Origin of the sequence: uncultured Salegentibacter sp. (assembly GCF_963972535.1) — a bacterium.
Classification (GTDB): Bacteria; Bacteroidota; Bacteroidia; order Flavobacteriales; family Flavobacteriaceae; genus Salegentibacter.
Genome location: NZ_CAXAVR010000027.1, coordinates 1 through 19950 on the forward strand (window position 1 = coordinate 1; position 19950 = coordinate 19950).

At 36.4% G+C, this 19950-nt stretch carries 21 protein-coding genes and 1 pseudogene; 5 read left to right on the forward strand and 17 right to left on the reverse strand.

The window, feature by feature from the left end; translation table 11 throughout:
• A pseudogene (locus tag AACZ30_RS05515) lies at positions 1-188 on the forward strand (hypothetical protein); the annotation flags it as partial.
• Positions 189-265: 77 nt separating this feature from the next.
• Positions 266-862, forward strand: coding sequence for a Crp/Fnr family transcriptional regulator (locus AACZ30_RS05520; protein ID WP_075326077.1), 597 nt, complete (start codon positions 266-268; stop codon positions 860-862).
• A 5-nt stretch (positions 863-867) separates the two neighbouring features.
• On the opposite strand, the gene AACZ30_RS05525 is transcribed toward AACZ30_RS05520, so the two are convergent.
• The 14 genes from AACZ30_RS05525 to AACZ30_RS05590 form a co-directional block, all read right to left on the reverse strand.
• Positions 868-1650: an ABC-2 transporter permease gene (locus AACZ30_RS05525; protein WP_286760710.1), complete on the reverse strand. Its 783-nt coding sequence runs from the start codon at positions 1648-1650 to the stop codon at positions 868-870.
• Between the two features lie 5 nt (positions 1651-1655).
• The gene (locus AACZ30_RS05530; protein WP_208224801.1) at positions 1656-2351 is read right to left on the reverse strand and encodes an ABC transporter ATP-binding protein; all 696 of its coding nucleotides are present in this window, start codon (positions 2349-2351) and stop codon (positions 1656-1658) included.
• Complete coding sequence (locus AACZ30_RS05535; RefSeq protein ID WP_339648181.1) at positions 2345-3580, reverse strand: nitrous oxide reductase family maturation protein NosD; 1236 nt, start codon at positions 3578-3580, stop codon at positions 2345-2347. Before AACZ30_RS05535 ends, AACZ30_RS05530 begins: the two co-directional genes overlap by 7 nt.
• A 6-nt stretch (positions 3581-3586) precedes the next feature.
• Positions 3587-3991 carry a nitrous oxide reductase accessory protein NosL gene (locus AACZ30_RS05540; RefSeq protein WP_339648182.1) on the reverse strand — a complete coding sequence of 135 codons (405 nt, stop codon included), beginning with the start codon at positions 3989-3991 and terminating at the stop codon, positions 3587-3589.
• Positions 3991-4605: a hypothetical protein gene (locus AACZ30_RS05545; protein WP_339648183.1), complete on the reverse strand. Its 615-nt coding sequence runs from the start codon at positions 4603-4605 to the stop codon at positions 3991-3993. Before AACZ30_RS05545 ends, AACZ30_RS05540 begins: the two co-directional genes overlap by 1 nt.
• 130 nt (positions 4606-4735) lie before the next feature.
• Entirely contained in the window at positions 4736-6703 is a 1968-nt protein-coding gene (nosZ, locus tag AACZ30_RS05550) for a Sec-dependent nitrous-oxide reductase (protein ID WP_208224797.1), read from the reverse strand.
• 68 nt (positions 6704-6771) lie between these two features.
• On the reverse strand, positions 6772-7287 hold the full coding sequence (locus tag AACZ30_RS05555; protein WP_339648184.1) for a cytochrome c: 516 nt from the start codon (positions 7285-7287) through the stop codon (positions 6772-6774).
• A gap of 293 nt (positions 7288-7580) precedes the next feature.
• The gene (locus AACZ30_RS05560) at positions 7581-7997 is read right to left on the reverse strand and encodes a hypothetical protein (RefSeq protein WP_339648186.1); all 417 of its coding nucleotides are present in this window, start codon (positions 7995-7997) and stop codon (positions 7581-7583) included.
• A gap of 6 nt (positions 7998-8003) precedes the next feature.
• Positions 8004-8417 carry a GreA/GreB family elongation factor gene (locus AACZ30_RS05565; RefSeq protein WP_339648188.1) on the reverse strand — a complete coding sequence of 138 codons (414 nt, stop codon included), beginning with the start codon at positions 8415-8417 and terminating at the stop codon, positions 8004-8006.
• A 17-nt stretch (positions 8418-8434) separates the two neighbouring features.
• Positions 8435-9715, reverse strand: a complete 1281-nt coding sequence (locus AACZ30_RS05570) for a Glu/Leu/Phe/Val dehydrogenase (RefSeq protein WP_208224793.1) — start codon at positions 9713-9715, stop codon at positions 8435-8437.
• Positions 9716-9727: 12 nt separating this feature from the next.
• The gene (locus AACZ30_RS05575) at positions 9728-9892 is read right to left on the reverse strand and encodes a hypothetical protein (protein WP_339648190.1); all 165 of its coding nucleotides are present in this window, start codon (positions 9890-9892) and stop codon (positions 9728-9730) included.
• 170 nt (positions 9893-10062) lie between these two features.
• Positions 10063-11382: a sigma-54 dependent transcriptional regulator gene (locus AACZ30_RS05580; protein WP_339648191.1), complete on the reverse strand. Its 1320-nt coding sequence runs from the start codon at positions 11380-11382 to the stop codon at positions 10063-10065.
• A 1-nt stretch (position 11383) separates the two neighbouring features.
• Positions 11384-12484 (reverse strand): HAMP domain-containing sensor histidine kinase, encoded by a 1101-nt coding sequence (locus AACZ30_RS05585; protein WP_339648192.1) that lies wholly within the window; start codon positions 12482-12484, stop codon positions 11384-11386.
• Between the two features lie 158 nt (positions 12485-12642).
• Positions 12643-13185: a lipid-binding SYLF domain-containing protein gene (locus AACZ30_RS05590; RefSeq protein ID WP_339648194.1), complete on the reverse strand. Its 543-nt coding sequence runs from the start codon at positions 13183-13185 to the stop codon at positions 12643-12645.
• A 317-nt stretch (positions 13186-13502) separates the two neighbouring features.
• Here AACZ30_RS05590 and katG point away from each other — a divergent pair, with 317 nt between their 5' ends.
• Entirely contained in the window at positions 13503-15758 is a 2256-nt protein-coding gene (katG, locus tag AACZ30_RS05595) for a catalase/peroxidase HPI (protein WP_339648195.1), read from the forward strand.
• A 76-nt stretch (positions 15759-15834) separates the two neighbouring features.
• Here the strand turns inward: katG and AACZ30_RS05600 are convergent, their stop codons facing one another.
• From AACZ30_RS05600 to AACZ30_RS05610, 3 genes are all read right to left on the reverse strand, one after another.
• Positions 15835-16521 carry an MCP four helix bundle domain-containing protein gene (locus AACZ30_RS05600; protein WP_339648196.1) on the reverse strand — a complete coding sequence of 229 codons (687 nt, stop codon included), beginning with the start codon at positions 16519-16521 and terminating at the stop codon, positions 15835-15837.
• A 136-nt stretch (positions 16522-16657) separates the two neighbouring features.
• Positions 16658-17344: an outer membrane beta-barrel protein gene (locus AACZ30_RS05605; RefSeq protein WP_339648197.1), complete on the reverse strand. Its 687-nt coding sequence runs from the start codon at positions 17342-17344 to the stop codon at positions 16658-16660.
• Between the two features lie 225 nt (positions 17345-17569).
• Positions 17570-18013: an Hsp20/alpha crystallin family protein gene (locus tag AACZ30_RS05610; protein WP_093306320.1), complete on the reverse strand. Its 444-nt coding sequence runs from the start codon at positions 18011-18013 to the stop codon at positions 17570-17572.
• Between the two features lie 181 nt (positions 18014-18194).
• Here AACZ30_RS05610 and AACZ30_RS05615 point away from each other — a divergent pair, with 181 nt between their 5' ends.
• A complete protein-coding gene (locus AACZ30_RS05615) occupies positions 18195-19484 on the forward strand; it encodes a DUF2254 domain-containing protein (RefSeq protein WP_339648199.1) in 1290 nt (429 codons plus the stop codon).
• A 33-nt stretch (positions 19485-19517) separates the two neighbouring features.
• Entirely contained in the window at positions 19518-19775 is a 258-nt protein-coding gene (locus tag AACZ30_RS05620) for a DUF1456 family protein (protein WP_037319632.1), read from the forward strand.
• Positions 19776-19950 lie beyond the last annotated feature (175 nt).

Sequence of the window (19950 nt, forward strand, 5' to 3'; positions counted from 1 at the left end):
ATGCTTTTTACCTTTACCTCAGCGGTTTTCTAATTTCAGAAGCACTAATTTTCTATAAGGGCCTGGTACTTTGGTTAGGACTGCCTTTTTTTGGTAATTACTTTCTTTTACTTGTTTTAGTAAGCGCCTTAATGCCTATTGCCGTGGGATGGATTTTAGGAGTGAATTTGTTGAAGCATAAAAAATGAATTACCAAGCTTTAGTATTTTAATTCCTGTTTGGTTTCCTTGTTTTTTATAAGTTTGCTTTGATTAAAATTTAAAATATGGTTGCGGAAAATATTTTACTGGAATTTGGAGCTTCAAGAGAAACTTACCACAAAGGCGATCAGCTTTTTAGGGAAGGGGAAATTGCACTTAATTTCTTTCAAATTATTTCCGGGGAGATCAAGATGAATAATTATAATGCCGACGGAAAGGAATTTATACAGGGAATGTTTACTGATGGTCAAACTTTTGGCGAACCACCCTTGCTGGCCGATGTAAAATATCCCGCCAATGCTGAAGCTATAAAAACCTCTGAAGTTTTAAAGTTACCAAAACTAAATTTCCTGGAGCTACTTACAAAGCATCCCGAAACCCACCTAAAACTCACCCGCACCCTGGCTGAAAGGCTTTTTTACAAAGCGATTATGGTTTCCGAAATTTCAAGCCAGGACCCCGAACATCGAATAATCAGGATCCTGGATTATCTAAAGCGTTACGTACATCAAATTGAAGGGCAGTTTAAATTTAAAGTTAACCTTACCCGCCAACAGATAGCCGATTTAACCGGACTTCGAGTAGAAACCGTAATTAGGGCTATGAAAGGCCTGGAAAAGAAAGGCGAACTAAAAATTAGAAGCGGAAAAGTTTATCGTTAATTCGGTTAAAAATCTTTTTTTGAAGCCAGGCGCAGCATTCCCCAAACCGGTAAAATTACCCAGGCCAGCAACACACCAAAACTTATAATACTCCCTTTGGTTGTACCAAAAAATGATTTAAACACTGCACCGGTATATCCTAAAAGTGCTGAAATATCTAATTTTAGTAAAATTAAGGTTCGGCTTAAATCTATAGGATTTAGTACACTTGCAGCCAAGGCAAAATCTTCTAAAGGATATTCCTGGAAATACATTAAAAGTAAAAGGAAAATTCCGTCGTAAATAATTGCGAGGAATAACCACATTAAAATTGCCATCCCGAAACCTTTAATTTTATTCTCAAACCTAAGGGCTATTCCAAAGGAAAGTGCGGTAAAAATAAAAGTAAGAAAAGAACCAACTACCAATAAAGAAAGGAAATCCCAAATGGCTGAAGATTCAAATAACCCGTAAATTATAAAAGGAATTCCCAGCCCTAAAACCAGGCTAAGAGCCAACGATATTGCCACGCCTAAATATTGCCCTAAAAAAATATGTTTTCGGGCTATGGGTTGCGCCAGGAGCAGCTCGGTAAATTCCCGGGAATTATAAAAATACATAATCCCAAAAATAGTCCCTATAAGCGGTACCAGAACAATAATAACATTCATTAAGGTAATGATCGCATTAGAAAGGTCGTTGTTTAAAAACAATAACACCAAACCTAATAACAGATAGAAGAAGAAATAAACAAAGCTCCACCGACTTCTAAAAAGATCAAAAAAACTGTATTTAAGAATTTTAAACATAATGCTTAGGTTAAAATTTGGGCAATAGCATGTTCAAGATCATCCTGACCGGTTTGTGTTTTTAGCTCGGTAATACTACCGTTAAAATAAATTACGCCTTCTAACAGGAATAAAATTCTATCAGCCGTTTCTTCTACGAAATTCATAATATGAGAAGTAATAATTATTGTTTTTCCGGCTGCTTTTTCCTTTTGCAATAACTCTCTGAGTTTAATTAAAGAAGCAGGATCCAGCCCTGAGGTAGGTTCATCTAAAATTATCAACGGACTGTCAAACATAAAACACAGTACGATATTCACTTTTTGGCGGGTACCACCAGAGAGTTTACTCAGTTTTTTATCCAGGAAATTTTCTATACCAAAAAAAGCAATTAGTTCTTTATCCCGGGCAGGTTTTCCCCTTAGATCTTTGATCATTCCAATCAATTCTTTTACGGTAAGGTTGCCGGGGAAATTGGCAATTTGCGGTAGATAATCAATCTCCTGCCGGTAGTCACTTTGCCGGCGAATTTTCTTACCATTTACAGCGATTTCTCCTTTTTGCGGAATTACCATACCCAGCAAGCTTTTAATAAGTGTGGTTTTTCCCGAACCATTGGGACCAAGAACCGCAATTATTCCCGGGACATTGGTCTCCAGGTTTAAGCCGTTTAAAACCTTTTGGGATCCAAAACGTTTATGAAGATTTGTTACCGTTACCATTGTATTTTTCTAATATAAGGTTGTTCGTCCAGCACATTGGCCGGTGTAAAAATGGGAGAAACTTTTTCTGAAAATTCAATTAAGTCTATAAACAGGCTTCTAAGCATTACAATACTTTCAGGCGTTTTATCTACTAAATAAGAAAATAAACTCACCGGCCTGTAAGGGATATCTCCAAAATTGTTTTTATCAAGATCGTAGCCGGAATAATTGCTCCAGTAATTCCCGTTAAAAGTATTCCCGTTACTATGCCCAGTATAGGTAAGATCAAAAGAATTATATAAAAAATTATTTCGATTAAAAACGTTATTGTAGCAGCCACCTCTAATTTTTACAGCATAGCCGTTACTTTTAAAATCGTTTTCTATATAATTTATCCGGTTGGTATTATCGGCGCTAATGCCAACGGTGTTTTCTTCAAAAGTATTCTGTTTTAATTCAGAATCTGTTATGTCTTTCAGCAATAAACCATAAGAAGCGCTTCCCCAGTTGTTTTTAAACGTATTGCGGTACATTAAAATTTCTTTTGAATACATTACCGCTACTCCTGCTCCATTATTTTCAAAAAGGTTCCCGGAATAGGTATTACCATCAGAAAACATAAAATGCAGCCCGTATCTTAAATTATTCTTACATACATTATTTATAATTTCGGTATCGTCTGTAAATTCCAGGTAAATTCCGTCGCGAACGCCTTCCAGGTGATTATCTTCAATATGCATTTCTGAAGTTTTCCAAAGATGAATAGCATTGCCGGAGTGAGCCTGGCTGGTTGCTTTACCGGTCACCTGGTTACCCACAATACGCCCGTTATTAGAACGTTCTATTAAAATTCCGAAGAAAATATTATCAAAACGGTTATTCTTAACTTCAAAATTAGTGGAATTACTGACTAAAATTGCGGAAAAATCGCTGGTATGACTTCTCCCTATATTGATGATTTTAAAGCCTTCAATTGCAAATGCATCAGCCCTAAAACTAATTGCCGTGCCTTGCATTTCAGCATCAATAACCGGGAAATCTTCGCCAATTAGGGTTAAAGATTTATCACTTATAACAATATCATTTTCCTTGTAAACACCGGGTTTTACTCTAATGGTGTCCCCAGATTTCGCAACTTCAACCGCGTTTTTAATCGATTTGATTTCGCAGGTTTCACAAACCGTAATTTCTGTAGCGTAAAAGCTGAAACTAATAAAAGAAAGGAAGATGAAGAGCACAACTTTCATGGTAAATTACTTAAAATTATTTTTCAATTCTTCCCAGTCCTGAAGTTCTCCGCTATCACGGCTTTCTTTTTTCACAGCGGCAAGGTTAGCTCCCATTGGGCTTCGTAAACTATCGTTTTGTACAAAGCCGGCATCAGAAACCGGTAGCATGTTGCCGGGTTTATCGTAATTAGAAACTAAAAGAAAAGAAGTTTGGTATTCTCTCTGGTTCATATCATTCACCAGGCATTCTATAGCATCGTATTTATACTGTTTACCCTTGTCTGTTACCAGCTGTGCCGAGTAAGCCTGCTCTACAATCGTCATTTGACAAAAGTGACAATGGTCTTTACCATACTTAATTGGTTCTGGCTCAAAACTACAGGCCGAAAAAACAAAGACTATGGCTAATATGTAAAATGAAAATTTCATTATTTCAGGGTTTTTAAAGCTTTTTTACGAATCCACCAGGCTACCAAAGTTAATGACATTCCAATAAACATAAGGTAAGCACCGGTTCTGGGATACGAATGGGCGGTAAAGTTCAGGATTTTCTGAGTACCGAATAATGGTGGTTTATAGTTTATAGGGTTTCCTTCAGAATCGGTTAATTTTATAATGGCTTTAGGATCCAGATCTGTACCGTAATCTAACAACCAGTTATTGAAATCGTACATTCCCAGCAAACCAAGAACAAGCATTAAGATAAACCAACCTAAAAACCAGGAAGCGGGGATTTTTTTAAAAAATCCTAAAGCACCTAAGAGAACTCCTAATATTGCCATACCCGCAATGACTATGGGAAAAACCTGGAACTCCCACATTTCAGCCGGCTTCGGAATTTTCTTCATTCCTATATAATGATTTACCCCGTCTATATTCTGAATATCAAATTCTTCTTCTCCTTCTATCCCGCTAATAAAAATATCCATTCCCATAGGATCGGGGTATTGGGGTGCGCCAAGTTGAATATTCCATAAAGGAAAATAAAACAGGCCTAACAAGAGAAGTGAGCCTAATATCATTAAAATTGCAGAACGTTTCATATGTTTATGTATTATTAAATAGATTTGGGAGGCTATAAAAAAGTATTGTCTTAGAAAGCCTTTAAAAAATAAAGGAGGGCGCAAACAACTGGCCGCCACCCTCCTTTTTCAATCTAAAAACAACCTTTAACTAGTTACTTGTATATTCGTCATCTAAGCCCCATTTCATAGGGGTATTAGCTCCTTCTGCAGAAACTCTTATGTAACCCTGCATTTCCTGGTGAAGTGCAGAACAGAAATCGGTACAATAGAATGGCCATACACCGGGTTTCTTAGGTTCCCACGTAATGGTTTTTGTTTGTCCCGGCATTATTAAAAGCTCTGAAGTATTAGCTCCAATTACTGCGAAACCGTGAGGTACATCAAAATCCTGCTCTAAGTTGGTTACGTGGAAATATACTTTATCTCCCACGTGAATACCTTCAAGGTTATCTGGAGCAAAGTGGCTTCTTACCGTGGTCATATACACGTGAACTTCATTGCCCTCACGAACCATTTTGGTTTCACTTTCATTAACAGCGGCATACTTGTGATTATTCTCATCTAAACGATAAATCTTTTTTGAATTTTCTTTGATTTTATCGGCTTTAATGGCAGCTGCGTAGTGCGGTTCACCGTGTGTTGGAAAATCAAGTAACAATTCCATTTTATCACCTGAAATATCAAACAACTGCGCAGAGTGTTCTAGCTCGGGGCCGGTTGGTAAATACCTGTCTTTGGTGATTTTGTTTAAGGAAATCATATATTTTCCATCTGGTTTTCTTGAGTTTCCTCCAGAAATCATTAAGTGACCTACAGAGTAATAACTTGGCTGTCTATCTACAACTTCCCAGGTATCTAATTTCCATTTTACAACTTCAGAAGAGATAAAGAATGTAGTATAAGCATTTCCTTTATCATCAAATTCAGTGTGCAATGGGCCTAAACCTGCTTCCTTAACGGTTCCGGCTAAGGTAGACTCAAAATTAAGTACTGGAATTCCGTAAGCATCTCCATCAAATTCTTCATTTTCAATAGCATCAAGCATTTTACTGAATGAATGCACGGTAAGGTCACTGGAAAGTTTTCCGTTTCCAATAATATATTGTCCTGAAGGATCTACATCACAACCGTGAGGAGATTTGGGAGTTGGCATAAAATATACTGCACCGGGTATATCACGAGGATCTACTCTAAGCACTTCGTTTTTGGTGGTAGAAATAGTAGTTTGAGTATCGTGGTCAAACACATTATGCACATATTCGGCATCCATAGTCTCCCCGCCTCCATTTTCTACATATTCGCTTATTTTCTTCCAGTTAACTGCAGCAATAAAATCCTTATCATTTTGCGAAGCATTTACTTCCTGCATAGTATGTGATTCTTCGGTATTATAAGTGGTAAAGAAGAACCAGCCGTGAGATTCGCCGCGACCGGGGTGAGAAAGATCATAATTAAAACCGGGCATATCTATTTGAAAATCAATTTCCATATGGCCATCATCGCCTACTGCGATAAAAGTTAAAGGTCCTCTAAAATTTCCTTTCATTTCATCTATAGGCATGTCTTTTTGAGGATAAGGCACTGAAAATCGTGTACCGGCCACCACATATTCGGTGTTTTCGGTAACATAAGAAGAAGAGTGGTTACCCGCACTATGTGGGATTTCAATAATCTCTTCGGTTTCGAATGTTTCCAGGCTTATCCTGGCAATTCTGGGGGTGTTGTTCTCATTTATAAAAATCCACCTTCCATCTATTTCCCCGTTAGTTTGGGAAATATCGGGGTGGTGAGAATCTCCCCACGGCACCATACCAAACGAGGTTTTTAGCATATCTTTAGTTTCTTCAGAATAACCATACCCATTGGTAGGAAACTGAGAAAATACAGGGATTTCTTTAAGCATTCTTCCAGACGGAAGCCCGTAAACGGTTAGGTTCCCACTGTAACCTCCAGAAAGGAAAGCGTAGTATTCGTCGTGTTCTCCAGGGCTAACATAAACTTTTTCTGCAGCACTGGAAGCCATAGCACCCGATTTCCCTCCTTCATCATTCTGGTTACAGGATGTAAAGATTGCGGCAAGTGCAAATACGGCGATAAAATTTGTGATTGTTTTCATATGATTAGGTATTATTTCAAATATGGTTCAAAACTAAAGTGTAGGTTTATAGGTTTTTATGAGTATCATCAGTTTTCGGCATCATACTGTCTAAAATATTCTACAATAGCCCTGGCCTGGTCTTCTTCCAGTCCCTGATTGGCCATAATTGCCATATTAGACTCTACCATTAATCTTTTGGCGATAGGATCTTTTTTAATCATCTCTTCTGGATTAAGAATCATATTCATAATCCATTCTGGCGATCTTCTTTCGGTTACACCTTCTATAGCCGGACCAACAAATTTCTTATCCATTTTATGGCAGGCAGAACACATATTCTTAAAGATACTGGCTCCATTGGCTGCCATATCAGAATTAATGCTTTCTGGCAAATCCAAAGATTTTACCGGGCCAATTCCTTTATTAGATAAATCGTCTCCCGAATCTGCGGCAGCTTCTTTGGTTTCAGTTTCTTTTTCTTTTGGTTGTGAAGAGTAATCGTCCAGGCGTAGGCTTTCTTTTTCGTCTTTTTCAGAATTGCCACAAGCCGCAAAAGAAAATACCAGGGCTACAGCCAATCCTATTTTTACAATTAATTTCATAGTTATAGATTTTGATTTCGGTGGTAAAATTACCCGAGAAGTCAATCTTATTTTATGACCCCAATCATAAGGAAGGGGATTAACTGAAACAGAACTGCTTAAACCACTGTTAATAGGATGTTTACATCAAATATATGGAGCGAATATTTACAGTAATTTTTAATAAAATATTTCTGTAATTTAAAATGAATCTAATTTTGAGTAGTAGCGGTTACTATTCATTTTTAAAAACAAAAAAGGGGCGATTAAAAATCGCCCCACATTAGTCAACCAAACACAGTCAAATTTAAAAACTAGTTGAAACTAACTTTTAAGAATTTAAATATTAAAACTTTAAGCTGTCGAAAATCTTTAAAATGTTTTCTAAGTGTGGTTTTAAAAACCAGGTGATCTTTTAAATAAAAGTTTTCACACTGCACATCGTCACATTCTTTTAATCCCTCCAGTTTATTTTTGTAATCAAAGAAGGTGGTTAAATGAAACTCATTGGCCTTATTTATTAACTCCAGTTGTTTCTTTAAGTAAGAAGCATCTTCCTGGTTTATTTCTACCTTAATAGTTTCTTTTAAACCTGATTTTAAAATATTGCTGAAGAAATTAATTTCCTCACTAATATAAATTAGGTGTTCTTCCCAGTCTTCTGATTCAGATTGGATACTTAAAATTTGTATTTCCTCATCGTTATGATGTTCCTGAAATTTTTCCCTCATCTTCCTTTATTTTTGCATTTTCATTTCCCTTACCGTCTGTTCTACTTTTATAATATCAATAGCGTTCTTACCGGTTGGGAATTCCCATTCTACCTTGTCTCCCTGGGCATAGCCAAATAAGGCCAGCCCCATAGGAGCAAGAATAGAAATCTTATTTTCTTTAATATTGCTATGATCTGGAGTAACAATTTGGTATGTTCTATTAATACCAAAAGGAGTAGCTATTTCAACTTTAGAGTTGAATCTCACCACATCTTCGGGCATATTTTTTTCACTCACAATTTTCGCAAATTCAAGTTCGTTCTTTAGCTTTTCTATAGACGCACGGTAGGTATTATCTTTATAATATTGCGCCATGGAAACTATACGTTTTAAAAGCTCATATTCTACCTTTTCAATTATAATGACATCATATTTCATTTCTTCACAACAATTAATTAAGGAAAAATACCTCGCTGGTTATAGGCCGTCTCAATCCTGGAAATAGCCAGAATATAAGCAGCAGTTCGCCAGTCGGTTTTTCGTTCTTCAACTTCTTTTTCAACTTTCTTAAACACCTGAAGCAATTTTTTCTCTAATTTCTGCATCACTTCATCGAGTTCCCATAATTCACCATTTCTGTTTTGCAGCCATTCAAAATAACTACCAATCACACCTCCAGAATTACATAAAATATCTGGAATAATGGTGATTCCTTTCTCTAAAAGAATCGCTTCACCTTCTTCGTTTGTAGGTCCATTAGCACCTTCAGCAACTATTGAAGCTTTTATTTTGAAAGCATTATCGCCGGTAATCTGATTACCAAGAGCAGCAGGAATTAGAATATCGCATTCCAGGCCAAAGAAATCTTCAGGATTCATTTCGTTTGCTTCAGTAAAGCCCTGGATAGAGCCTTTTCTTGGACTTGAATGTTCAAATAATTTTTCTACTGAAATTCCTTCTTCATTATACAATGTAGCGTGGGCATCCTGTACCGCAATCATTTTAGCGCCGTCTTCAATTAAGAATTTTGAAGCCCAGTAGCCTACATTTCCGAATCCCTGTACAATAAAGGTTTTATCTTTTAAAGATTCTCCACGAGATTTTACAAGTTCTTTAGTGGTTAAATACACTCCAAAACCAGTAGCACGATCACGGCCTTCCAAACCGCCAGAGCCTACCGGTTTTCCGGTTACCACGTGCTGATTTTGCGAACGTTCTGAAGTAGAGATTGTAGACATATAAGTATCTGCAATCCAGGCCATAGTTTGCGCATTGGTGTTTACATCTGGCGCAGGAATATCATGTTCCGGCCCTATATTTTCCCCTAATGCATAGGTAAACCTACGGGTAATACGTTCCAGTTCTGCATCAGAATAATTACGGGGATCTATTTGGATTCCTCCTTTAGCTCCGCCATAAGGTAAACCTGCTAATGAGGTTTTCCAGGTCATCCACATGGCCAGAGCTTTGGCTGCATCTACATCTACCGTTGGGTGGTAACGTAAGCCGCCTTTATATGGTCCCAGGGCATTATTATGCTGAACCCGGTAACCGGTAAAAATCTCTACTTTACCATTATCCATTTTCACGGGAAAATGTACCACGATCTCGTTATTGGTAATTTCAAGTATTTTCTTAATATTTGGATTTAGATCTATGATATCGGCTGTTTTATTAAACTGTTTAATAACCGTATCATACATACTTTGTTTGGGCATTGACTTTGTTGCTATCATTCTTTTATAATTTTATTGAAAATGTTCACAATACATTTTTCTGTTATCTTTCCAGCTGCAGTGGTGCCTTAAATCGCAATTAAAGCAAAGCGTTTTAAAGAGTTCGCTACCTGCATTCTCCAGTTCCTTTTCACTTTCTTCCAAAACTGCCGGTCTTTCCATTTCAACTATATTCATAGAATCTGTATTTTGGAATACACTAAAGCTAAAGCTGTGCCCAAAAAATTAAAAAATGAGAATATATATTTTAAAGTATTGATTATCAGGACTCAAAGAAGTAAAATTGAATTCCTATTATTTTCTGTGTTGGAAAGAAATTACCCGGGTGGGAGATAATTACCCGCAGCTTATTTAATCTTTTCTCGTAAGGTTTTACGGTCTATTTGAAGGATTTCTGCAGCTTTAGATTTGTTTTGATCTACCGCTGCAAGAACTTTTAAAATATGCTTTTTTTCTACTTCTTTTAAGGCAACTAATTCTTCATCTACAGCCGGGACCTGGTATTTTACCGAAGCCGGTAGGTCTTGCGGAAGAATTTCATCTTCACTCATAATTATGGCTCGTTGAATCACGTTTTCTAATTCCCTAATATTCCCCGGCCAATTGTAACGCTTTAAAATCTCAACAGTTTTATCTGATAATTTTAAACCGGTTTTGCCATAATCCCGCTGGTATTTATCCAGAAAAGTTTTGGCAAGCGGTAGAATATCTTCTTTTCTTTCCCGTAAAGGCGGCGTAAGAATATCTACCACATTTAAACGATAGTAAAGATCTTCCCTGAAAGTTCCTTTTTCTACCATTTCGCGTAAATCGCTGTTTGTTGCAGCAATTACCCGAACCTGGATTTTTTCTGAATTTCTACCGCCCAGTTTTCTTACTTCTTTTTCCTGAAGCACACGTAATAACCTAACCTGAACCGCCAGCGAGGCTGTACCAATTTCATCTAAAAAAATAGTACCACCATTAGCCGCCTGGAAGTAACCTTCGCGGGTTTCTGAAGCACCTGTATAAGCCCCTTTAGTAGAACCAAATAATTCTGATTCCAGTAAATTCTCGGGAATAGCACCACAGTTTACCGCAATAAATGGATTTTGAGCAAAAGAACCTTTATAATGAATTGCCCGTGCCACCAGTTCTTTCCCGGTACCACTCTCTCCTCTTATTAAAATTGTAGCACGGTTATTTTTCACTCTTTCTATAATATCTACCAGTTCTTCAAATTTTGCTGAAGAGCCAACCATTCCGCCATAATTATTTCTAATTTCGGGGGAAGAAGCGGTTTTTTTCGCTGATTTCCGGTTGACTAAAGATTTTTTAACTGAAGTAAGTAATTCAGATTTTGTAAAAGGTTTAGGCAAATAATCTAAAGCACCAGATTTTATTGCGGTAAGTGCATTATCTATAGAAGGATAACCGGTAATTACAAGTTTTGGAATTTCAGGATAATGATCGTCTACATATTTCACCAATTCCATTCCGTTCATTCCCGGCATTTGTAAATCGGTGATCAATAAATCTATACTGCTGTGCTTTAAAATATCTATAGCTTCCATCACCGACCCTGCCTTGTAAGTATGGTAATTCTCCTGTTTTAGGTGGCGGTCCAATACTTCAAGCATATCATAATCGTCATCTACTATAAGTAAGTTTTCTTTGCGTATAGACATATTAGAAATTCAATGGTAATTTTATTTTAAAAATAGTTCCTTTTGGAATGTTATCGGCAATGCTAATTTCTCCTTTATGACTTTTAATTATCCCATGAACCACACTTAATCCAAGACCGGAACCTTCTCCCAGTGGTTTTGTAGTATAAAAAGGTTCAAAAATTTTATCTTTCACTTCAGGAGCAATTCCTTTTCCTTCATCGGCAATTTCAATAGTATAATGTGTTTCGTTTTTATTAATGGAAATAACAATTTTGGAATTTTCCGGAGAATAATAAATCGCATTAATCACTAAATTAAAAAATACCTGGGTTAATTGTATAGGGTCTACCTGTGCTTTTAAAGCAGGATCCTGAATATTAAATTTAAACCGAATATTAGCTTTTTTAAAATTAGGTTTTAAAAGTGAAAGTGCCTGGGTAATAATGGGTTTAACCTTAATTTTTTTAATATCCTGTGGCATATCACAGGAGAAAAACATGAGTTTTTTTACAACTTCCCTGGAATAAATTGCTGAATTAAGGATCTTTTGCGCATCTCGTTTTGTTTGCTTTTCAGCCGTTTTTTCTTCAATAAATTCAGCAAAACCTAAAATATTACCTAAGGGAGTATTAAGCTCGTGCGCTATTCCCGCGGTAATTTCTCCCAGAATAGCCAACCGGTCATTTCTCGCAGCGGTTTGTTTTAAATGTTCTTCCTGTATTTTAATATTTTGGCGTTCAAAAAACAGCGCAATTTCATCGGCTATTTTATCTAAAAGTCGCTGTTCTTCTACCAAAAAATGCGCTTTAGATAAGTCTGAGGCCGGGTAATGTACTTTTATGAAACCTATTTCATTCTCTGAAATTTTAATAATACTTTTTTGAGAATAACCTTCTTTTGGAATCGGGTTAGAACTTAAATGATACGATTCACATTGTATCTCTACAGTAGCCAATTCTGGAAAACGCCAGGCATTTTTAAGAATTTTTACAATAGATTCTAAAGTAGCTTCATAAGAACCCTCAAACTCCCTTATTGCCGATGAAACCTGATAAAGACAGGAGAGTTCTTTAATTCGCTCTTGCAATTTCTCTTCTACAGAAATACTTTCAGGTATCATCTTTAACAGGGTTCTTTTAGCAAAGATAAGGGGATTTCTTAAGCTAAATTAATTTGGGTTAAGTTTGCTGTAGTTAAGTAAAAATACCTTTTAAAAATTAGGGTATAAAATAAAAAAGCGGCCTCTAAAGCCGCTTTCATACTTACAATAATTATTTTCTATCTAGGTTGAAAGGAAAAACGCTGTCCTCCTACAGAAACTCCTGCCATTGCACCACCTTTTGGAATGGTAACTACGGCAACTCCGTCCTGAAAATCAATACTTTGAGAAGCTCCTTTATCAAGTATTACGGCAGATGCATTTGCAGAAAGTTCGTAATCTCCTTCTTTAAATCTTTCCAGATCGGCATCGGTTTCAAAGAAAAGCACTTCAATAAAAGCTTTTCCTCCAGCCTGCAAGCCAATATCTACCTGTTTAAGGTCTGCATATCCTATAATCGTATTGTTTTTATAAACAACGCCATTACCGGAAGCTCCTCCAATTACATAAGCTCCCTTACCCACGTTTGGAAAAATTGCGTAACCGGCAGAGTTATTTAGCAATTCAGAGGCGTTAGTGTGATTCTGCCTAATTTCATTTCTTGCATCACTAGCATCACTTCTAAGATCATCTTCAGTATTTTGCATACTTCCACAGCTTGCAAAAAGCAAAAGTGCAAATACAAATACTGGTTTGTAAAAATTGTTGGTTAGTGTTTTCATTTCTTCATTAGTTTTTGGTTTCCTTTTGAAATTAGCCATATCCATAAACAAAGGTTGTTAATCGATTGTTATTTTGCTTAACATTAGCTTTTTAGCACAAAGAGTTAAAGAAAATTAAAACCCAATTATTTTTAAATGGAATAAATTGAATAGAGGTGCTAAAAACAGAAATCTTTTAAGTAAAAAAAGGTTCGGCATTTTTCACTATATTATAGTTTTAACCATAACCACTATAGTTATTTAATATGAAGAATAAATTTCCATAGTAAATAATTATAGTATTTTTATCCTATTAATCCTTTAAAACTCTCCAAATTATGGAAAAAAACGATCACAGAAACCATCCCGATAATCATAAGGTATGGGAAGTAAACGAATCCAGCCGTTGCCCGTTTATGGGTGGCGCACTCGATAAAACCGCAGGTAGCGGAACCTCTAACCGCGACTGGTGGCCTAACCAATTAAATCTGTCAATTTTAAGACAGCATTCCAATTTGTCCAATCCTATGGACGAAGATTTTAATTATGCCGAAGAATTTAAAAGCCTGGACCTAAAAGCTGTTAAGAAAGATATTTTTAAGTTAATGGAAGATTCCCAGGAATGGTGGCCGGCAGATTATGGTCATTATGGTCCTTTCTTTATACGTATGGCCTGGCATAGTGCCGGAACCTACCGTATAGGTGATGGTCGCGGCGGTGCCAGTTCTGGTTCACAGCGATTTGCCCCATTAAATAGCTGGCCAGATAATGCTAACCTGGATAAAGCCCGACTTTTACTATGGCCAATTAAAGAAAAATATGGAAGAAAAATTTCCTGGGCAGATCTTATGATCCTTACCGGAAACTGCGCCCTGGAATCTATGGGATTAGAAACCTTTGGATTTGGTGGTGGCCGCGAAGACATTTGGGAACCGGAAGAAGACATCTATTGGGGTTCTGAAGGTGAATGGCTGGGAAATAAAGAAAGGTATTCTGAAAACAACGAATTAGAAAGTCCGTTAGGAGCTTCCCACATGGGGCTTATCTACGTCAACCCGGAAGGACCTAACGGAAATCCCGATCCGGTTGCAGCAGCCAAAGATATTCGTGAAACTTTTGGACGCATGGCGATGAACGATTATGAGACGGTTGCACTTATAGCCGGAGGCCACACTTTTGGAAAAACCCACGGTGCCGGAGACGCAGAGCAATATGTTGGTGCAGAACCTGCAGGCAGTGCTATTGAAGAAATGGGGTTAGGCTGGAAAAATAGTATGGGAAAAGGAAATGCTGAAGATACCATTACCAGTGGAATTGAAGGAGCCTGGACCAATACCCCTACCAAATGGAGCAACAGCTTCTTTGACAATTTATTTAAATATGACTGGGAATGCATTAAAGGACCAGGTGGAGCTTACCAATGGAAACCAAAAGATAATGCTGGTGCCGGTACAATTCCAGATGCACACGATCCTTCTAAAAGTCACGCTCCTTTTATGCTTACTACCGATTTATCTTTAAAGGAAGATGCGGCATACGAGAAGATTTCCAGAAATTTTTACGAGAATCCTGAAGAATTTGCAGAAGCATTTTCTAAAGCCTGGTATAAATTAACCCACCGTGATATGGGACCACTTTCGCGCTATCTGGGCCCTGAAGTTCCTTCAGAAGAGCTTATTTGGCAAGATCCTGTACCAAAAGTAGATCACGAATTAATTAATGATAAAGACGTAGCAGAACTTAAGAAAAAAATCCTTAATTCAGGGTTAACGGTATCGCAGTTGGTATCTACCGCCTGGGGATCGGCCTCTACTTTTAGAAATTCAGATAAACGCGGTGGTGCAAATGGTGCTCGTATTAGGCTTGAACCACAAAGACATTGGGAGGTTAACAATCCGCCACAATTGCAACAGGTAATCACCAAGCTCGAAAATATTCAAAAAGAATTTAATGATGCGCAAACCGGAAACAAAAAGGTTTCCCTTGCAGATCTTATTGTCCTTGGAGGTTGCGTGGCTATTAAGAAAGCTGCAGCAGATGCCGGTTTTGATATTGGGGTCCCATTTACCCCAGGACGTACCGATGCCACGGCAGAGCAAACCGATGTGGAAGCTTTTGAACCCTTAGAACCTAATGCTGACGGTTTCCGAAATTATGCGAGAAACAGGGATAATATTTCAGCTTCGGCTGAAGAAATGCTTGTAGACAGAGCTCAGCTATTAAGCTTAACCCCACCAGAAATGACTGTTTTAGTTGGAGGTATGCGTGTTTTAAATACAAACTTTGACGGCTCTAAACACGGGGTCTTTACAGATCGTCCAGGGCAGTTAACCAACGATTTCTTTAAGAACATTCTGGATATGCGAACCACCTGGAAAGCAACATCAGATTCTCAAACCGAATTTGAAGGAAGCGACCGTACCAGTAAAAAAGTGAAGTGGACCGGCACAAGAGTAGATCTTATTTTTGGATCAAATTCTGAACTTCGTGCTTTAGCAGAAGTATACGGGTGTGACGACTCACAGGAAAAGTTTGTAAAAGACTTTGTGAAAGCCTGGGATAAGGTTATGAACTTAGATCGTTTTGATATTTAATAACTAAAAATCAGGTAATAATTTAACCCCATAATTATCAAATTATGGGGTTTATTTTTTTTGAATTTTTTCAATATTAATTCAGCTCAAATTGCTGTTTGGGTTGACGTAATAGCTTTTCTAAACCTAAAAGACGAAGTACAAAAACACCGATTAAAATGGTTAATGCAATTTTAAAATAATAGAGTAATGAAGTGATTCCCGAACTGGATTTATAATGTGCCATTAATTGTTGCCCTACTTCCGGTTGAATGCTGGCAATATTATGCAAATCCAGGTTTAAGACTTTAAAATAATCGTTCGCATTTTTATTAATAAGATAGCTGGCAGTAGTAAAATCTTCTTCCCTTAAATTTTCAAGAATGGTGTTTTCCAAAACCAGGTATTCTTTATAATGCTTCTGGAAATCTTCAAAGTAAACCTCTTCCCGCTCTACTAAATAGGTTTGACTATAATCTTGTAAAACCTGATCCATTTTAGAATTATAAGTCTTAATTTCGTTTAAATTGAAAGCCGCATTATACTCTCCATTGTCCTTAATATTTTCAAAAAGCATTCTTTTTTCATGGAGAATTTCAGAAAGCTCATAAATTTGGGATGCAGGTAGAAGACGATCCTGATAAAGAGAAGAAAAATCCTGATCTATGCTTTTCAAACTCCTTTTCTCAATAAATTCGGTAATTAACAAGAGTGCAAAAAAAGCACTTAACAATAAAATAAGACGTTTGCGCTTTTTTGGCTTTATGGAATAGAGGTCTTTCATTTTAATAAATTTAGGCATGCAAATATACCTATCAATTTAATGATTTTAAGTCATTTATATTATGATTATTCTCATAAAAAAAGCCTTAATTGAAAAATTAACAATTAAGGCTTGATATCTACTTTTTACTTTTCGGTTAAAAATAACATCCTCCACCTCTTCTTCGCCCGGTATTATTTTCGCTATCGCCTATTTTAAAGCTAAGGCTAAGCAGGAATTGATTTAACCTGGTGTCTGTAAATTCTGCCCGGTTTACACCGTAATCTCCATTATTAATATCTACATCTTGAATTTCTGCTGAAGCTAAACTTCTATCATAACGAAGATCAATTTCAAATCTTCCAAACCCCACCTTTATTCCAGCCTGAGCCGCGAGTGGAGTATTTTGTGCTACAATAGTTTGATTTAATGGCTCGGTACCCTCAAGAGTTGCATTCATTATATTCTGGTATGCAGGTCCGGCATAAACATCTACAGGGCCCCATATATTATAGCCAAATAATAATGGAATACTTAATTTTTCTACAGCATAGGTAGAATTCTGATTTGGAAAGGGAAATACAGTTTCCATAGAATTGTAAATTATTTCAGGACGAACGAAGAATTTATCGAAATTCAATTCAAAAAATATACCGGCGTGAAAACCAAACTGCGATTCAGCATTAAAGGTATCTGAGTTAAATCCTTCCCCAGAATCAAGTCCGGTTAATTCGCCTCCCATGACATAATTACCACCACCTTTTATCCCAAAACTATACTCCTGGGCCTGAGTAAAAGACACGCAAAAAATGCTAATAATAATCAGTAGAAAATATCTGTTCATAAAAATAGATTTATAGGTCTGTTCTTCGCGGGTAAATATATCAATTATCTAAAATAATAATAGAGTTCCCGGTTTCTTTTTAACGCATAAAAATTCAATTGCGTATATATCTTCCATATAAATATAATTAGACGATTTAAAGAAACTTTAAATACCTAAATAATCAGCATAAAAAAAACGTCCGGTTAGGGACGTTTTTTTAACTAATCAAACTAACTATCTAAATTACGAAATCTCAATCATTCGTTTAGCCTGTACTTTAGCTTCTTCCCGCTTTGGCAGTTCTATAATAAGAACCCCATCTTTATAAGAAGCAGAAATTTTTTCGCTGTCTACTGAATCTGGTAAACTAAAAGCTCTTTTAAATGTGCTATAGCTAAACTCCTTCCTGGTGTACCTTCCATTTTTTTCTGAAGTTTCATTTTCTTTTTTCTCTTCAGAAGAAATGGTTAATACATCATTATCAAGCTCAATATTAAAATCTTCTTTAGTTTTACCCGGTGCAGCAACTTCAACGCTGAAGTTGTCTTCGGTTTCCTGAATGTTTACAGCAGGAATACTGGTTCCTATACTGTTAACATTTGTAGTTCCTCCTAACCAATCGGTTTTAAACATATCGTCAAAAACCGATGGCAGCCAATTGGCCTCATTTCTTTTAATTAAACTCATAGCTTTTATGTTTTTGTTAGACTTTAATTTTATTATTTCTGATAAATTATTAGCAATTTAAATTCCAATCTTAATTTTATGTCTTTTTGGCATTTTTATTCATAATTAAACAGACAATTTGTCAATTAAATTAAAGAAGCTTATTTCTATTGACTTTTGAGTAACTTTCCAATAAAATTAAATGAAGTATTTTTTCAATCGCATTTATATTCTCCTTTCCAACCTGCAAAGTAAAATTGCTTTTTATCCCAGTGTTTTTGCAATTTTTGGTTTCCTAATAGCATTCGCGCTTATATATATAGAAAATCAGGGTGTATCCCGGTATCTCTTAGATCATATCCCAATGCTGGTGGTAGATAATGGCAACACCGCACTTAGCATATTAACCGCCTGCATTACCGGACTTATTTCTATGATGGTTTTTAGCTTTTCTATGGTGATGGTTCTACTCAATCAGGCGGCGAGTAATTATTCTCCCCGCTTGCTTCCCGGACTTATTTCTGATAAAAATCATCAGGTTATTTTAGGAATCTACCTGGCCACTATACTCTACTGTATTTTCGTGGCGGTTTCTATTCAGCCCGAAGGGGACTCTTATCAAACCCCAGGTTTTTCGGTATTAGTCGGAATTATCTTTACCGTGATTTGTATTGGCGCCTTTATTTATTTTATTCATAATATTTCGCAAAGCATACAGATTAACAATATCCTGGATCGCATTTTTAGACAGGCAAAAACACGTTTAAATTTTCTGCTGAAAACTGAAGAAAACGAAGATCAGGAATTCCCTGACACGAAAGAATGGTACGAGTACCATTCAGAAAAAAGTGGCTATTTTCAGAATTTATCTTCAGATAATTTATTAGATATCTGTAACGAAAAAGACACCCAGTTTGAGATTCTTCCTGTAAAAGGAATTTTTATTTTAAAGGGAATTCCGCTTTTAAAATCTAAAGAAAAATTGGACGATGAAACCTTAAAAAAGGTACTTTCTAATTTTAGCCTTGCCCGCGGCGAGTTAGTAAACACCAATTATGTACTCGCATTTAAACAAATTACCGAGGTTATTGTAAAAGCAATGTCTCCCGGAATTAACGATCCCGGCACTGCCCTTAACGCGCTGGATTATTTAGCCGAACTTTTGGCTTTACGAATGCAAAAACAAGACAGGCAATTTTTAAAGGCAGATAAAAAAGTTTTAATCAAGATGCGGAGTGTAGATTTTGAAGAACTTTTATATCAGGTTTTAGCACCCATACGAGCTTATTGTAAACACGATATAATTATTATCCAAAAACTGGGCATGTTATTTTATTATCTGAAATCTCAAAAAGCAGTTAACGCAAAATATTATGAAGTATTAGATATTGAAGCCAAAAACCTGTTTGGCGATGCAAAGTCTGTAATTAAAAATGATGCGGATCTCAAAAAAATAAACGCAATTGAAAAACAATTAAACCTGAAAAGTTAAAAGCAAAACTCAGGAAAAAGCTAAATTTGCCTTATGGGATTAACAAACAACGATATTTTTAAAAAACTAAGAGTCGCTCATAAATTACGAGACGACGATATTGTAAAAATTTGCGCTTTGGTAGATTTTAAAGTAACTAAAAGTGAATTAGGTGCAATATTTAGAGCCGAAGATCATCCAAAATATGTAGAGTGCGGCGATCAATTTCTACGAAACTTCCTAAACGGACTCATAATTCACCTTCGCGGCCCAATGCCACCCAAGAAGGAAAAGAAACCAGAGAAAGAATAATCTCAGTTCTGGAGTTTAAAAAACTTTAAATAAAAAGGCCTCAAAAGATTAAAAAATCTGTGAGGCCTCTTTTATTTATTATCTTGAACCTGTTTCAGGTTTTAACTTGAATGAAAATTAATCATCTTAGATTCTGAAATAAATTCAGAATGACGTTTTTTTCTGCGAGATTAAA